The sequence below is a fragment of the Paracoccus seriniphilus genome, from assembly GCF_028553745.1.
In the GTDB taxonomy this organism is placed as follows: domain Bacteria; phylum Pseudomonadota; class Alphaproteobacteria; order Rhodobacterales; family Rhodobacteraceae; genus Paracoccus; species Paracoccus seriniphilus.
The window spans coordinates 1,772,440-1,788,929 of the sequence record NZ_CP067129.1; the positions used below are offsets into that span (position 1 = coordinate 1,772,440).

Sequence of the window (16,490 nt, forward strand, 5' to 3'; positions counted from 1 at the left end):
GAGCGTTTTTTCGGCCACGCCACGGGCTTGAATCCCCGCCCGTGTTTGCTAACTGAAATGATGCAGGGTTTTCCTGCTATCTGACATCGCTGTATTGCGCAGAAGGTTTTGCCGGACAGGACCATCTCGCGTTCCGGAAACAGGATTCCGGCGGAGGGCGGTGATCACGCGTCACGCCAGTCCGAATCCGAGATGCCACCTCCGGCGGTCATGCCCATGCGGGTGATCGCACAGACCTTCATGCATGCATCGATGAGGCTTCGCTCTCAAGAGGAGGTTTTGCTGATGAAGATCGCGCAGATCGCACCCTTGGAAGAAAGTTGCCCGCCGCGTCTGTATGGGGGCACGGAACGGATCGTCTCATATCTTGCCGAAGAACAGGTCCGGCAGGGCCATGAGGTCACGCTGTTTGCCAGTGGCGACAGCAAGACCAGCGCTCATCTGGTGCCCTGCAGCAAGGAGGCATTGCGCCTTGACCCCATGGTGACGAATTCGCTGCCATGGCATGTCGCCATGCTGGAGGAGGTTCGCCGGCGCGCCGATGAATTCGACGTGCTGCATTTCCACATCGATTTCCTGCACTATCCCATGGCACAGCCCTTCGCGGACCGGATGGTCACGACGATGCACGGACGGCTTGACGGGCACGATCTGCGGCCGGTTTATGCGACCTTTCCCAACTATCCGCTGGTGTCGATCTCGGATGACCAGCGCGGGCCGTTGCCCTTCGTGAACTGGGCGGGAACGGTCTATCACGGCATCCCCCGCGATCTGCTGCCCTTCACCGAACAGCCGCGGGGCGACTATCTGGCCTTTCTGGGCCGGATCTCGCCTGAAAAGCGCCCGGATCGCGCCATCGAGATCGCCCGGCGCGCCGGCATGCCCCTGAAGATCGCGGCAAAGATCAGCGACACGGACCGCCGCTATTGGGAGGAGACCATCGCGCCGATGATCGAGACCTGCGATCACGTCGAATATGTCGGCGAGATCAATGAATCGCAGAAGGCCGATTTCCTTGGCAATGCCCGGGCGCTGCTGTTTCCCATCGACTGGCCCGAACCCTTCGGGCTGGTGATGATCGAAGCCATGGCCTGCGGCACGCCGGTAATAGCCTGGGAAAATGGCTCCGTGCCCGAAATCGTCGAGCCGGGCCTGACGGGCTATCTTGTCAAATCCCTGGACGAAGCCGTCATGGCACTGGGCAAGCTTGACCGGATCAGCAGACGTATCGTGCGGGCGACCTTCGAAGAGCGTTTCACCGCCGATCGCATGGCGCAGGATTATATCGACATCTATCGCGCCCTTCCCGGTGTCAGGGCCGCCACAACGCCAATGTTGCACCTGCGCGACGGCCGAGACGCCGACGTCCTGCAAGCGGCACAATGACAAGTGGAGAAATCGAGATGACCGGGGCATTGCAGCATTCTTCCCTGAACGGGGCGCAAACCGTCGCGCCGCTGGCGCAGTTCTTCATTCCGGCTGCCGCCTCGCTGCAAGAGCGGCGGCCAAGAACATTGAAGCATGGCGACACCTTCGCCGTCTTCGACCATAACGGCGACGTGCTTTCGGGGCCTGGCAGCCCCGAGGGCCTGTTCCACCGCGACACCCGCTATCTGTCGCAATACTATCTGACCATCTGCGGAGAGCGGCCCATGCTGCTCTCCTCGACGCTGCGCGACGACAATGCCACGCTGACCTGCGATCTGACCAATCCCGATCTGCATGATGAATTGGGCCGCTGCCTGATCGCCCATGACAGCATCCACATGCGTCGGACAAGATTCCTGTGGCAGGGCTGTTGCTATGAACGGCTGGCACTGCGCAATTTTGACGAGACGGCCCATGACATCACACTGGAAATCGCATTCGAGGCCGATTTCGCGGATATCTTCGAGGTCCGTGGCGCACAGCGGCCTGAACGCGGCCGGCAATTGCTGCCCGAAGTGAACGCCGCCCATGTCCTGCTGTCCTATCGCGGGCTTGACCACAATCCACGCAGCACGGCCCTGCGTTTCGATCCCGCACCGGCCAGACTGGAGGCCGGCAAGGCAGTCTATCGGCTGACACTTGCCCCCGGTGAGGCGCGCGCTCTTTTCATCGAGATCGGCTGCGACGTGAACGGGGTCGAGGATCCCCCGTCGCAACTGTTCTTTCGGTCGCTGCGCGAGGCGCGCCATGCGCTGAGACGGTCATCATCACGCGCCGCGGCCGTGCAGAGTTCGAACGAGATCTTCAACGAGACGATCCGCCGCTCGATCTCGGATCTCTACATGCTGATGACGGATACCGAAACCGGACCCTATCCCTATGCCGGGGTCCCCTGGTTCAGCACCGTCTTTGGCCGGGACGCGCTGATCACCGCCTGGGAGATGCTGTGGCTCGATCCGGCTGTCGCGCGGGGCGTCCTGCTGCATCTTGCCGAAAATCAGGCAGGGGAACTTGATCCTGACACCGATGCCGAGCCGGGAAAGATCCTCCATGAGGTGCGCTATGGCGAAATGGCCGAAACGGGCGAGGTGCCATTTCGGCGCTATTACGGCAGCGTCGATTCGACACCGCTTTTCGTCATGCTGGCCGGGGCCTATTTCGAACGCACCGGCGATCGGGCGGGGCTGGAAAGGCTCTGGCCGCATATCCGGAGGGCCATCGACTGGATCGAACGTCATGGTGACCGCGACGGAGACGGTTTCATCGAATATGGCAGACGCAACGACAACGGCTTGACCAATCAGGGCTGGAAAGACAGCCATGACGCCGTATTTCACGCCGACGGCAGGCTGGCCAGAGGGCCGATCGCGCTTTGCGAGGTGCAGGGCTATGTCCATGCCGCCCGCCTTGCGGCGGCACATATGGCGCGCGAGCTGGGCGATGACGCCTTTGCCCTGTCACAGGAACGCAAGGCCGAAAAGCTGAAAGCCAGCTTTGACACCACCTTCTGGGACGATGAAATGGGCACCTATGTGCTGGCGCTGGACGGCGACAAGCGCCCCTGCCGGGTGCGCAGTTCCAATACGGGTCATCTCCTCTGGACCGGAATCGTGCGCAGGGACCGGGCCGACAGGCTGGTGCATGGGCTGATGGGACCGTCCTCATTCTGCGGCTGGGGCATTCGCACCGTGGCGGCATGTCAGGCGCGCTATAATCCGATGAGCTATCACAATGGCTCGGTCTGGCCCCATGACAATGCGCTGATTGGTGCGGGCCTGGCGCGCTACGGCTTCAGGGCCGAGGCCGCGCGGATCTTCGAAGGGATCTTCTCCGCAGCAACCTATATCGACCTGCGCCGTCTTCCCGAACTGTTCTGCGGCTTTCCGCGTCGCGACACGCAGGGCCCCACCTTCTATCCCGTGGCCTGCACTCCGCAGGCATGGGCGGCAGGTGCGCCTCTGCTGCTGCTTCAGGCCTGTCTGGGGCTGCGTTTCGATGCGCAGGCAGGTCAGGTGATCTTTGATCAGCCGATCCTGCCCGAGTTCCTTGGAGAGGTCGAACTGCGCAATCTGCGGCTGGGCGAGGGCACGGTCGACATCGCCCTGCGCCGGTCCGGCGATCATCACGTCTCCGCCGATATCCTGCGCCGTGACGGGCCGGTCCGCGTGATCGTGACCATCTGATCGAAACAGCACAACCACATGATGACGCGGATAAAAAAATGTCAAACTTCCCCTTGAAATCGCCTTTCATCCCGACAATCTGATTTGTGTCGACCGCCCATAAGGGGATCGGCAACACAGTCAAGAACCGCGAAAGCGGTCTTGCGAAGGTCTGTACCCATGTTGCTCAAAGGAGGATATGGCTATGGCAACACGACATGATTTTGCACCGCTGTTCCGCTCCAGCATCGGCTTTGACCGGATGCTTGATGCGCTGGAAGCTGCCAGCCGGCTGGACACGCCGGACAAATGGCCACCATATGACATCGTCAAGACAGGCGAGGACGACTATCGCATCGATATGGCGGTGGCAGGCTTCACCGAAAACGATCTGACCCTGACCCAGGACAAGAACATGCTGATCGTCTCGGGACACAGGGAAGATTCCGACAAGGACGGCAACAGCTACCTGTATCGTGGCATCGCCGGTCGATCATTCGAGCGCCGCTTCGAACTTGCGGATCACGTTCGGGTCGAGGGCGCCAGCCTGTCGGACGGCTTGCTGACCGTGAAGCTCAAGCGCGAGATCCCCGAGGAACTCAGGCCCCGCCGGATCGAGATCGCCTCTCAGGCCAGCGACAAGGGCGGCCAACCCGCGCAGATCACGACATCATCGGGGCGCGAGCCTGCCGCCGCCTGAGATTCCCTCTGAAAACCGCATGTGATGCACCGGTGCAACCGGTGCATCCCCTGACAATGTTCTGAAGACAAGGAGGAAGACAATGTCCGTACGTGACCTCATCCCCTGGACCCGGAACCGCAATGATCAAGCCCTGACCTCGTGGCGGGCCGAGACCAGCGATCCCTTCATCGCCTTTCACCGCGAGTTTGATCGCCTCTTCGACAGTTTCTGGCGTTCGTTCGACAGAACTCTGCCAATGGCAGGAGGATTGGGCAGCCTGATGCCCAACAGCTGGCCGAGTGTCGAAATCTCGGAAACGGACAATGAAATCCGTGTCACCGCCGATCTCCCGGGAATGGAGGAAAAGGATGTCGAGCTTCTGCTTGACCACGGTTCGCTGACCTTGCGCGGCGAGAAATCCTCGACCACCGAGGACAAGGAACGGCAATTTTCGGAACGGTTCTATGGCCGCTTCGAACGCCGCATCCCGCTGCCGGTTGAAGTCGATCAGGACAAGGCGGACGCGCAATTCGCCAAGGGTGTGCTGACGGTGACACTGCCGAAATCCCCGTCCGCACAGGCCCAGGTCAAGCGGATCGATATCCACAGCTGACCGCAAGGGCGCATTCCGCCAGCCGCAAGGCCCGGGCAAGCCGCCTGGCAAGATGGCCCCCTGCCCCGGATCCGGTGGCTGGCCCGACAAGCAGCCCCGCCAGCTTTCATCATGCGGCCCCCGGAACAGGCTATCCGGGGGCCGCCGTTGTTTTCCGGGGGTGCAAGAATCGGCCCGGTCATGGATAATGCAGGGCAACGGAGGTGCCGATGCGACTGTTTTCCCTTGCCGTCCTGCTGTTTCCCCTGCCCGCCATGGCCTTCACGGCCGTCAACGGCATGACCGCCCGTCAGATCAGCCCGACAGAAATCGCGGTCGACAATGATCTGCGCCGGATCGAGACGCAATATTGGTGCGCCGCCGCCGATTTTGCCCAACGCGTGCTGGGCCTGCCCGGGAAAACGCGGATCTGGCGCGCTACGGCCAAACCCCGTCAGGCCGGAGAGGCTATCATCTTCACCCTGGACCCGCAGAACAAGGCCGCCAAAGCCGGCCTGTCGCATTTCGGGTCGGGGCCACGGGACGGCTCGGTTTCCTTGGCCATGGCTGCGCAAAATTACTGCCTGAACGAGTTCCCCTTTTTCGACCGCTGAGATCGCCCAGCCATGCCATGAGCCATCGGCAAGGGGCTTGCCGCCCCTGCAGGCCGTGCCCGATCAACCTCCGATCAGTTGCGACCATAGTAGAGTTGGACGACATGTTCGGCCTCGGCAAAGAACAGCCAGCGCGAAACGATGGCCCCCGTCAGATGAAGGGCAAAGGCCAGGATGATGACCGGCAGGGATGCCGGCAAGAACACCAGAAGGACTGCGGGCAACAGGCACATCAGGATGATCGAGATGACGCGCAGCTTTGCCGCATGACGACGACCGACATCATAGGCAAATTCCTTCAGCAAGTAGTTCTGCCCCGAATGCGGTTTCTCGAACAGCCGGATGGAACCGGACCCGCCTAGCCCCGTCGCCGTCGCCATGGAATGCCCCCGCGCCGAGAAACGGCGATCACCCGCAGCCCATGCCCAGATCTGAATTCCCCCCAGCACAAGCAGCGCCACCACCGCCAGCCGCGTCCAGCCGACAAGAATGGCCCCCCCCGCAAGGGCGGTGGTCAGGAAATACAATGGCGTCAAGGCGGAATTCCAGCGCGGCACGGTCTTGAGCTGGGCATAGATCATCGAGGTGGCCAAGACGGTCAGAAGCGCCAGAGCCGACCCCAACAGCGCCAGAAACGGCAATGGCTGGCCGAAGAATACGGCATAAGCGCCGACCACGGCCATGCAGAGCAATGCGGCCAGCGAAGCCCATGCCTCGCGGCTGAGCCAACTGCTGCGCCATTGGCTAAAGGCCCTGAGCGCGCGCTGCGGATTTCCAAGATGGAAGCTGGAGGCCACAAGGCCCGTCACGGCCAGGGCAAAGCCCAGGGCGAACTGGAAAAACGCGATATGGCCCGTGCCATGCGCCCCGGCAAGCAGCGCAAGATAGCCAAAGCCTGCGCCGGAGAGGACAGTGAAGATAATGATCGAAGGAGCGGGATGCATCAGAGTTTCTCCAGTGCCTTGTCGAGCCATGCAAGAAAGCCGCCCGGATTCTCGGCAACCACCCCTGCAGGGGCTGCGCCGTCAGAACAGGTCAGTTGATCCTTCGGACGTGGCGGAAGATATTTGTTCACCGGACGCGTGCCCATTTCGGGCATCAGGTCGAAGCCTCCGCGTTCGGCGCTCAGACGGCTGACATTGCTGTCGGGATCGGCGAAATCACCGAAATGGCGCGCCCCTGCGGGGCAGCTGCGCACGCAGGCCGGGACACGATCCTCTTCCGGCAGGTTTTCGTTATAGATCCGATCGACGCAAAGCGTGCATTTCTTCATCACGCCTGCCTGTGTGTCCAGCTCGCGCGCGCCATATGGACAGGCCCAGGCACAAAGCCCGCAGCCGATGCAAGCATCCTCGTTCACCAGAACGATGCCATCCTCGCGTCGCTTGTATGAAGCCCCGGTCGGGCAGACGGTGACGCAGGGGGCATCTTCGCAATGCAGGCAGGATTTCGGAAAGTGAACGGCCTGCGCCGCCGCACCATTGTCAGGCTGCACCTCGAAGGCGTGAACGCGGTTGAGAAAGGTGCCGACGGGCTCGGCGCCATAGGCATCGCTGTCCGAAAGAGGTGCGCCATAGTTTTCCGTGTTCCAGCCCTTGCAACTGATGACGCAGGCATGACAGCCGACGCAGGTGTCAAGATCAATCACCAGCCCCAGCTTCTTTTCGGTCGTTTGGGGGAGAACAGTCATTTTCCTACCTTCCAGGCGATATTCTGCGGTCCGGTGCCGACGGGTGAAACAAGTGGCGCAAGGGCGGGCTCTGCCTCGTCGCGCGGATCGACCTTTTCGATCCGGACCCGCAGATCGAACCAGGCCGCCTGCCCCGTGATCGGGTCCGAATTGGACCAGCGCAGCCCGTCGCCCTTGGGTGGCTGAAGTTCGCTGATCAGATGGTTCAGAAGAAAGCCCTGGCGGGCCTCTGGCGCGTCGGGCGACAAGGCCCATGCTCCCTTGCGCTTGCCGATCGCATTCCAGGTCCAGACCGTATTCTCATTGAGACCACAATGCAGCGCCACGGGCACGACGATGGTGCCATGGGCCGAAGTCAGCCGCGCCCAGTCGCCCTCCTGAAAGCCATGCGTTTCCCACAGCTTTTGCGGCACATAGAGAGGATTCATCCCGTGGATCTGGCGCAGCCATGCGTTCTGGCTGCCCCAGCTGTGATACATCGCCATGGGCCGCTGGGTCAGTGCATGAACAGGATATTCTGCAGGATCGACATTCTCGTCCCCAAATGGCGGATACCAGTCGGGCAGCGGTGACATCGTGCGCCGCAGGCGGTCGCGCAGGTGTTCTGGTGGCTGAAGCTCTCCGTGGCCCTCGGCGGCGCGCTGGAACCGGCGCATCGGCTCCACATAAAGCTGGAAGAGATAGGGCTGGGGCGCATCGAGGATCCCCATTTCCACGGCCCAGTTCTGATAGGCCATGTTCCACGGCTTGTAATACTGCGCCCCATCGGGAACATGGGACACAAAGAAACCGCCATTCTCGATATAGCGATCCAGTTGTTCGGGATTGATGGGTCCGCGGCCAGCCTGGTCGCCATTTCCGCGGAACCCTGCCAGCGGGCCGATGCCGGGCTTGCGTTCATGATTGACGATGTAATCTGCGTAATCCCGGTATTTCGGGCTGCCATCCTCATTGGTAAAGCCCGGCAACTTCATCCGGTTGGCCAGCTGGATCAGCACCGTCTGGAAGCCCCGCACCTCGCGGTCCGGCTCGATCACCGGCCAGCGGATGGCGTCCGCCACCGCATCCGCCTCGCAGATCGGGCGATCCAGCAGGCTGATGCAGTCATGCCGCTCAAGATAGGTCGTGTCAGGCAGGATCAGATCGGCATAGGCCACCATCTCGGAGGAATAGGCGTCCGAATAGATGATGCGCGGTATGACATATTCGCCATTCTCGTCCTTGTCGGTCAGCATCCTGATGGTCTCGGCGGTATTCATCGACGAGTTCCACGCCATATTGGCCATATAGAGAAACAGTGTGTCGATCCGATAGGGATCACCGGCATGGGCATTGGCAATGACCATATGCATCAACCCATGAGCCGACATCGGGTTTTCCCAGGTAAAGGCCTTGTCAATGCGCGCAGGCGTCCCCTCGGGCGTCAGGGCAAGCTGTTCCGGCCCATGCACAAAGCCCAGATGCGGCCCGTCCAGCGGGCTGTCGGGCCGGCTGTTGAAATGCGGACGGGGATGCGCCTCGGAGGATTTGGGATAGGGAGGCTTGAAACGAAAGCCGCCCGGAACCTCGACCGTTCCCAGCAGGATCTGCAACACATGGATCGCCCGGCAGGTCTGGAAGCCATTGGAATGGGCCGAAATGCCACGCATGGCATGGAAGGAAACCGGCCGACCGATCATCCGCTGATGCGTTTCGCCGCGAAAATCCGTCCATTTCTTTTCGATCTCGAACGCCTCGTCAAAGGCCACACGCGCCAATTCCTCGGCAACCGCGCGGATCCGCTCGGCGGGAATGCCGCAGGTTTCGGACACGGCTTCGGGCGCATAGGCGGGGTCAAGATACATGTCCGCCATATGCTGGAACACGGTGCGATGTCCCTCATGGCGTGCGGCCAGATCGGGAAGGATTCCAGGCGTATCGAATGCGGTGATCTTGCCCGTCTTGCGGTCGCGGACCAGCGGTTTGCCTGCCTCGTCGCGCAGGAACATTCCGGTCCCATCCTCCAGCAAGACCGGTGCATTGCTGTATCGGGCCAGATAGTCCAGATCGACCCGGCCAGCCGAGATGAGGCAATGGATCAGCGACAGAACGAACAGCCCGTCGGTGCCCGGGGTTATGCCGATCCAGTCATCCGCGATCGCATTGTAGCCCGTGCGGATCGGGTTCACCCCGATGACCCGCGCGCCGCGCGCCTTGATCTTGCCCAGGCCCATCTTGATCGGGTTGCTGTCGTGATCCTCGGCCACGCCGAACAGCATGAACAGCTTGGTGTAATCCCAGTCCGGCTGGCCAAATTCCCAGAAGGCACCACCCATCGTATAGATGCCGGCTGTCGCCATGTTGACGGAACAGAAACCGCCATGCGCCGCGTAGTTGACGGTGCCGAAATTCTGCGCCCAGAAGCCGGTGAAGCTTTGCGACTGGTCGCGCCCGGTGAAGAAGGCAAGCTTCGAGGGATCCTTGCGCCGCAAGGGTTCCATCCAGCCTGTGGCAATATCAAGCGCCTCGTCCCAGCTGATCTCTTCGAACTCCCCCGATCCGCGCGGCCCGACCCGGCGCAGCGGTGCCTGCAGGCGTGAGGGAGCATTCACCTGCATGATCCCGGCTGATCCCTTGGCGCAAAGCACCCCGCGGTTCACGGGATGATCCCGGTTTCCCTCGATATAGGCGACCTTGCCATCCTTCATATGAACATTGATGCCGCAGCGGCAGGCACACATGTAGCAGGTGGTCTTGCGGATCTCGTCCGAGACCCTGGGCGATGTATCGACAAAGGGCTGGTTCATGACGGCACCGCCATGTCCATAGCGATGGACAGTTTGACCGGGGAGCGGCCTGCTTTGCCAAAGGCGTCTGTCGTCGCGGATCGCGCTACATTTCCGGGGATCATTCTCGACGGCCTCATATTGTTTTCCTTGAAACTGTGGCTTGTGAGGGGCCGGGACATTTGCCGCCCCGGCCCGACGACCTGTTCGCGCCACGCCCTGCCCAGGCGATGATCCGACCCTGCTGCGATACGGGATCCGATCATGGCGCGGATATCATCCATGTTGAGCACTCTGCCGAAGGTCCTGTCGAACATCCTTTTCATGTCATTCCTCCATTCGCGTGCATTCGGCAGGCCGAGACCCATGCGGGCAGCCCCAGCAGGCCCGCCGCGCAGGACGGCCCTGCGGGTGCTTCAGGCCATGAGCTGTTTCATCCGCGACATCGCCGATGTGATCGGAGCCCAAAGGGACCAAAGCACAAAGAGCAATGCGAGCAGCAGGATCGTTCCGCTGATCGGGCGGGTGAAAAATACCGTCCAGTCCTGGTTGGAATTCGCAAGCGATGTCAGGAAATAGCGTTCTGCCAGAGGGCCAAGTATGACACCAAGCACCATCGGCGCCGATGGAAATCCGATCCGCTTCATTCCCCAGCCCAGAACCCCGAAGGCAAGGCAGACATAGACGTCGAAGATATTGTTCCGGATCCCGAATGCCCCCACGACGCTGAGAACGATGATGAATGCCGCCAGAATCGCCGGAGGTGTGCGCATCAGCGTCGAAAAGACCTGTGCGACCCCGATCCCGGCACAGATCATCAGGATATTCGCGATGATCATGGCCGCAAAGATCGTGTAGACCATCGAAGGGTCCATGATGAACAGCAGCGGGCCCGGGTTGATGCCATGCAGCATCATCGCCGCCAGCATGATCGCCGTCGCGGCACTGCCGGGGATTCCCAGAGTCAGCAGCGGCACCATCGCCGCACCGGTCGTGGCATTCTTCGCGGCTTCGGGCGCGGCCAGTCCCTCTTCGACGCCGGTTCCGAATTCGTCGCCGCGTTTGGAAACCTGCTTTTCCACCCCATATGCAATGACCGCACCAGGGGTTGCCCCCGCGCCCGGGATCATCCCGATCATGCAGCCAAGGCCCGTTCCGCGGGCGATGGCGCCCTTCAGCCTGAACATGTCGCGCAGACCCGCCCCTTTTCCTGCGCCTTCGGTCTTTTTCGGGCGCAGATCGCGATTGGTGGCGATCAGGTCCACGACCTCGCCGATCGCGAACAGACCGATCATCACGACCACGAAGCGGATGCCGTTTTCCATCTCGGAGATACCAAAGCTGAAACGCGCCTGCCCATACAGCGGATCGACCCCGACGGTGCCAATGGCAATCCCCGCCAGCAGGGATACGACGGTGATCACCGGCTGGTCCTTGGCGATGGCAATGACACTGACCAGACCAAGCACCGTCGCCGCAAAGAATTCGGGTTGGGAAAATTTCAGCGCAAAGGCCGCGAATGGAGCCGAGAGAAAGGCCAGAACCAGCGCACTGACCAATCCGCCCGTGGCCGAGGCAGTGACGGCAATGGTCAACGCGCGCTTGACCTCGCCCCTTCGGGTCATCTGATATCCATCCCAGGTGGCCGGAAGGGACGCGGGTGTTCCCGGAACATTGATGATGATGGCCGAGATGGACCCCCCGAAGACCCCACCGACATAGATGCCACCCAGGAACAGCATGGATTGCGTGGGTTCCATCACATAGGTGAAGGGCAGCGCCATCGCCATTGCATTGACAAACGAGATGCCGGGAAGCGCCCCCGCCACGACGCCGACCAGAAGACCGATCACGATCGTGGCAAAGGCAACCAGCTGAAACGCGGAGTGAAAGCCGCCTGCCAGTAATTCGAACGAACTCATGCGACCATCTCCGTCAATAGATTCCAAGGGTCTGAAGCAGCCAGATGCTGAAATGATCGAAGCCCCCCTGCCCCCGGCTGAGCGGCATCAGCGCCAGCCCCATGAAGACCCACAGCAGAATGGCGGTCCCGATCAGTGACACCGACGCGACGACCAGCGGATTCCGGATGCCTCCGTAAAGGGTCCAGATGGCGATGAAACCGGCCGTGGCCAGGGCAAAGCCAACAAGGCTCAGAACCGCGCCATAAATGACGATCAGCAAGATGCCGACCAGGGCCTTGCCATAGCGATAGACCTCGTCATCCTCCTGGGCCTTCAGCATCGGCCGTCGTCCGGCGCGGCCAAGCACCCAAAGTTCGTGCACAAGCCAGATGGCGGAAAAGATCGCCAGCCCGTCTAGGATCAGGTCCGGCCATGCTGCCGGCCCCAGGCCCTCGGTCACTTTCGGCGCACCCTGCCAGAACATGAATTGCGGCAGGATCAGCGCCAGCAGGAACAGCATGGCCGGCAGCACTGCGGGGCGCAGCAGGATCAGGCCCGAGGCGTGATCCCGCGCCGGTCGGTCAGCGACAGCGACTCGATTGGATGAAGTAGACACGGCGCACTCCCTCAGGTTCCGAGATGAGCGGCGATCTGACTGCGGAAGCCGGAAATCATCGCCTGTGCCGCATCGCCCGTCACGGGTTCGATGCAGGAATATGTCTTCTTGCAAAACGCCTGCCAGTCATCCGTCGCCACCGCGCCCAGAACCGCTTCCTGCAGCCGGTCAACGATGTCATCGGGCGTGCCGGCCCGCACCGCCAGGCTGCGGAAATTGTCCAGCCCGGAAATATCTATGCCAAGCTCGGCTGACGTGGGCACATCCGGGAATGCCGGATGGCGTTCCGACGAGAACACCACCACAGGCACCAGTTGTCCTGCCTCGATGAACTGCGCGACATCACCGGGTTCCTCATAAATGGCCTGCGTATGACCACCAATTGGCGAAGCATAGCGCTCGGCCGGGGCCTGGAAGGGAACGTTCTTCATCTCGACCCCGGCATCTGTCAGCAGTTTGAGCGTCACGTCATCCTGAGTGCCATATCCCGATGTCGCGACGGTAATCTCGCCCGGATGGGACCTGGCATAGTCGAACAGCTCCTTGCCACTTTTGTGCGGGCTGCTGGCCGGTACGAAAAGAAAGGACGGGGAACTTTGCACCACGGCGACCACACGAAAGTCCTCGGGCTCATTGTCGCCCAGCCCCGAAGCCCATGACGCCACCGTCAACGAGATCAAAGTGCCCACCGTGTAGCCATCGGCCGGATTCGTCCGCAAATGGGTCAGCCCGGCATTGCCCGATGCACCGGCCACATTCGCCACGGGCAAAGGCACACCCAGCGGTTCTTCCAGCAGTTTCGCCATCTGCCGTCCCATGACATCGGCACCGCCACCGGGGCCAAATGTCACGGCCAGCTCGATAGGCCGGTTCGGATAATCCTGGGCGCTGACCGCTCCACCGGCCGTCATGGCCCCCAGCATCATCAAGGCACGAAGGGCGTTGCCCCTGCTTTTGAACATATCCATCTGTTATCCTCCCTTTGCGTTCATTGACGACGCAGCTTTGTCGGTGGCCTTCCGCTCTCCCTTTCGGTCGGCCACTTGCTGCCTGTTCTAACCTCCGGCCCTCGTGATCTCCAAAAGATGTCTGCGCTGGATCTTTCCCGACGGCCCCTTGGGCAGTTCGGCCAGAAAATGGATCGAGTCGGGACTTTTGAATTTTCCCAGTTTTTCGTGACACAACTCGATCAGTTCAGCCTCGGATGCGGCGGCTCCGGCGCGCAGCGCAACCGCCGCCTCGACCCGCTCGCCATAGCTTGAACATGGGCGCGCGAAAGCAGCCGCCTCGACAACATCGGGATGGGCATAGAGCGCCTCATCCACCTCTCGAGGGGCGATATTCTCGCCACCCTTGATGATCAGTTCCTTGAGCCGCCCGGTGACAAAGACGAACCCGTCGGCGTCCATGCGCCCCAGATCCCCGGTACGCAGCCAGCCATCCTCGGTCAGCGCCTCCTTCGTCGCAGCCTCGTTCTTCAGATATCCGCGCATGACATTGGGGCCGCGCACGGCAATCTCGCCCTCGGTATCAGGGGGCAGCGGCATCAGATCGGGACCAAGGATCACCACCCTGTCGCCATAGGCCTTTCCCGGCGAACCGATCTTGCGCTCGGCCTCGGACAGCGGATTGGACAGGATCTGCGCCGCAGTTTCCGTCAGCCCCATGGTCTCGATCAGCGATATACCGAAACGTTCTTCGAAAGCCCGGTGGACCTCGGGCGCCAGCGCCGAGGATGCCGAGCGGCCGAAACGGATGCGTTCGCGTGTGTCCACATCAGGTCGCTCGTCGCTATGCAACAGATGCGACACGATCGTCGGCACGACCGAGAACCATGTCACCTCGGCCTCGCCGCATTGATCCCAGAACTTGCGCGCAGAGAAACGCTCGCAGATGGCGACGGATCCCCCCGAGACCAGCGGCCCCATGACGGTCACGCAAAGCCCGTTGATATGGCAGATCGGCAGCACGCAAAGCGCGCGATCCTCGCTGGTCAGTTCATGCGCCAGTGCCGTCGTCCAGCCGCCTGCCAGCAGACTGGAATGGCTGTGCACCACGCCCTTGGGACGTCCTGTCGTCCCCGAGGTATACATCAGCAGCGCATCATCCTGGGCATTCAACTCGCAAAGCGGCGCTTCGCCAGTTGCGGCAGGCCAGTCAATGCCATCCTCCACCCGTATGGCAATGGCGTTGAAATCATGCGACTGGGCGGCGCTTGCAAACAGTTCTTCCTGCCCTGCGCCGACGAAGACGTGACTGGCCTCGGAATGGGACAGGGCATAGCCGATGGCCTCGGCCCCGGCCGCCAGATTGATGACCGTGGTGCGAAACCCGCCATAGAGCACACCGAAAAGACAAAGGATCGCGTCCCTGCTGTTGGGCAGCATCACGGCCACGCTGGTGCCCCTGGACACTCCCAGACCTGCCAGACGGGCCGCAATGACGCGTGCCTCGTCGCGAAGTTCGGCCCAGGTCAAGGGCGCCGCACTGCCGGGAAACAGGTGACTGATCGTCCGGCCTGCCGTCTCTGCGCGATGATCAAGCCAGTCGCGGACCGTGCCGATGGGCGGTGTCGAAGCGTCGTAGTTCACTTTCCTGCCTCCGCCCAGTAGTCAGCAAAGATCTCCTCCAGCGCCGGTTCGCGTGCGGGAATGGGACGGATGACCCGTGACCGTTGAACGAAATGGCGCCAATGCAGGTTGTCGTCGATCGAATTTCCGCCCCAGCTTCCACAACCCATCGACAGCGAAAACGGAAGCCCGTTGTCAAAGGCGCCGCCCGTGGCAAAGCAATGCGCCTGGTTGACGATCACGCGGCAGGTCGGCATCCGGCTGGCCAGCGCAAGCGGGCGGTCCGGGTTTTCGGTATGGATCCCCAGCGAATGACCGGCACCCTGAAACTGCAATATCCGCTGCGTGATATCGACGGCGTCTTCATAGTCACGTGCCCGGTACAGCGCGACGATCCGGCTCATTTTCTCGCCCGAAAGCGGATGGCCCGGACCTATCCCCTGCGTCTCGACCGCAATGAAACGCGTGGCTTCGGGCAACTTGTCGCCAAGGCCAAGCTTTTCGATCATCACATCCGCATCCTTGGCGATGATCTCGCGGCTCAAGTGCCCGCCCGGCCACAGGCGTTCGACGATCCCTGCCTCTTCCGAAGCCGGAAGCACCGCCCCGCCGACCTTGCGCAGGGCAGCGGTGAAAGCGTCATAGACGGACTCCACGACGACCAGCGCGTTTTCCGATGAACAGGAAGTCGCATTGTCGAATGTCTTTGATGCGGCGATCTTGCTGGCCGCGTCTTCCAGATCGGCGGTTTCATCCACGATGACGGTCACATTCCCCGCACCGACGCCAATGGCTGGCGTGCCGCTGGAATAGGCGCGGCGGACATTGTCCTGGCTTCCGGTCACGATGGCCAGATCGACCTGTTCCAGAAGACGTTGCGTCTTGGCCTTGCTGCCGGGGGCGGGCAGCATCTGCACAAGGGCCTTGTTCTCGCCGATCTTGTCGAACTCGGCGTGGATGAATTCCAGCAACAGCGTGCAGCAGGCCACCCCTTTCGGAGAGGGCGACAGGATGATCGCATTCCCGCCCTTCAGCGCATTGATGATATTGTTGGCTGGCGTGGCCGCAGGGTTGGTCGAGGGAACGACCGCGCCGACCACGCCGATCGGCCGCAGGAAGGTGGTGATCCCGCTCTCGGCGTCATCGGACAGCACACCGAACGTCTGTGCCTGGCTGATATCGCGCATCAGGCCAAGGGTCTTGCGATGGTTCTTGGTGATCTTGTCGCTCACGTTACCCAGACCCGTCGTCTTCACGGCAAGCTCTGACAGGCTGCGGTTGCGGGCGGGTTCCATGATGGCCCAGCCAGCGGCCTGCGCCGCCCGATCATAGCGCGACTGGCTGCCGTTGCGCTCGTATTCCGCCTGGGCGGCACGGGCCTCGGCGATGATCCGATCGACCACCAATGTTTCTTCCTGAGCGTTCATGATCCTCCCTCCCAAGTTGGCACCGACAGTTCGAAACCAT

The 16,490-nt window shown here is 61.7% G+C and carries 14 protein-coding genes; 5 read left to right on the forward strand and 9 right to left on the reverse strand.

Annotation, left to right across the window (positions count from 1 at the left end; translation table 11 throughout):
- The first annotated feature begins 285 nt into the window (after positions 1 to 285).
- From JHW44_RS08665 to JHW44_RS08685, 5 genes are all read left to right on the forward strand, one after another.
- On the forward strand, positions 286 to 1,386 hold the full coding sequence (locus JHW44_RS08665) for a glycosyltransferase family 4 protein (RefSeq protein WP_089343611.1): 1,101 nt from the start codon (positions 286 to 288) through the stop codon (positions 1,384 to 1,386).
- Complete coding sequence (locus JHW44_RS08670; protein WP_218822544.1) at positions 1,383 to 3,611, forward strand: amylo-alpha-1,6-glucosidase; 2,229 nt, start codon at positions 1,383 to 1,385, stop codon at positions 3,609 to 3,611. The genes JHW44_RS08665 and JHW44_RS08670 overlap by 4 nt, the downstream gene beginning before the upstream one ends.
- Positions 3,612 to 3,795: 184 nt before the next feature.
- Positions 3,796 to 4,290: an Hsp20 family protein gene (locus JHW44_RS08675; protein ID WP_089343347.1), complete on the forward strand. Its 495-nt coding sequence runs from the start codon at positions 3,796 to 3,798 to the stop codon at positions 4,288 to 4,290.
- An 82-nt stretch (positions 4,291 to 4,372) separates the two neighbouring features.
- Positions 4,373 to 4,885 (forward strand): Hsp20/alpha crystallin family protein, encoded by a 513-nt coding sequence (locus JHW44_RS08680; RefSeq protein ID WP_089343346.1) that lies wholly within the window; start codon positions 4,373 to 4,375, stop codon positions 4,883 to 4,885.
- Positions 4,886 to 5,094: 209 nt separating this feature from the next.
- Entirely contained in the window at positions 5,095 to 5,478 is a 384-nt protein-coding gene (locus JHW44_RS08685) for a hypothetical protein (RefSeq protein ID WP_089343345.1), read from the forward strand.
- A gap of 74 nt (positions 5,479 to 5,552) precedes the next feature.
- On the opposite strand, the gene JHW44_RS08690 is transcribed toward JHW44_RS08685, so the two are convergent.
- The 9 genes from JHW44_RS08690 to sauS form a co-directional block, all read right to left on the reverse strand.
- The gene (locus JHW44_RS08690; protein ID WP_089343344.1) at positions 5,553 to 6,422 is read right to left on the reverse strand and encodes a dimethyl sulfoxide reductase anchor subunit family protein; all 870 of its coding nucleotides are present in this window, start codon (positions 6,420 to 6,422) and stop codon (positions 5,553 to 5,555) included.
- The gene (locus JHW44_RS08695; RefSeq protein WP_089343343.1) at positions 6,422 to 7,168 is read right to left on the reverse strand and encodes a 4Fe-4S dicluster domain-containing protein; all 747 of its coding nucleotides are present in this window, start codon (positions 7,166 to 7,168) and stop codon (positions 6,422 to 6,424) included. The genes JHW44_RS08690 and JHW44_RS08695 overlap by 1 nt, the downstream gene beginning before the upstream one ends.
- Positions 7,165 to 9,954, reverse strand: a complete 2,790-nt coding sequence (locus JHW44_RS08700; RefSeq protein WP_089343342.1) for a molybdopterin oxidoreductase family protein — start codon at positions 9,952 to 9,954, stop codon at positions 7,165 to 7,167. Before JHW44_RS08700 ends, JHW44_RS08695 begins: the two co-directional genes overlap by 4 nt.
- Positions 9,951 to 10,259, reverse strand: a complete 309-nt coding sequence (locus JHW44_RS08705; protein WP_089343341.1) for a hypothetical protein — start codon at positions 10,257 to 10,259, stop codon at positions 9,951 to 9,953. Before JHW44_RS08705 ends, JHW44_RS08700 begins: the two co-directional genes overlap by 4 nt.
- Before the next feature lie 90 nt (positions 10,260 to 10,349).
- A complete protein-coding gene (locus JHW44_RS08710) occupies positions 10,350 to 11,855 on the reverse strand; it encodes a tripartite tricarboxylate transporter permease (protein WP_089343340.1) in 1,506 nt (501 codons plus the stop codon).
- A gap of 13 nt (positions 11,856 to 11,868) precedes the next feature.
- Entirely contained in the window at positions 11,869 to 12,453 is a 585-nt protein-coding gene (locus JHW44_RS08715; RefSeq protein ID WP_143811436.1) for a tripartite tricarboxylate transporter TctB family protein, read from the reverse strand.
- A gap of 11 nt (positions 12,454 to 12,464) precedes the next feature.
- The gene (locus tag JHW44_RS08720; RefSeq protein WP_089343338.1) at positions 12,465 to 13,421 is read right to left on the reverse strand and encodes a Bug family tripartite tricarboxylate transporter substrate binding protein; all 957 of its coding nucleotides are present in this window, start codon (positions 13,419 to 13,421) and stop codon (positions 12,465 to 12,467) included.
- 87 nt (positions 13,422 to 13,508) lie between these two features.
- A complete protein-coding gene (locus JHW44_RS08725; protein ID WP_089343337.1) occupies positions 13,509 to 15,044 on the reverse strand; it encodes an AMP-binding protein in 1,536 nt (511 codons plus the stop codon).
- Positions 15,041 to 16,450 (reverse strand): acylating sulfoacetaldehyde dehydrogenase, encoded by a 1,410-nt coding sequence (sauS, locus tag JHW44_RS08730; protein ID WP_089343336.1) that lies wholly within the window; start codon positions 16,448 to 16,450, stop codon positions 15,041 to 15,043. The genes JHW44_RS08725 and sauS overlap by 4 nt, the downstream gene beginning before the upstream one ends.
- Positions 16,451 to 16,490 lie beyond the last annotated feature (40 nt).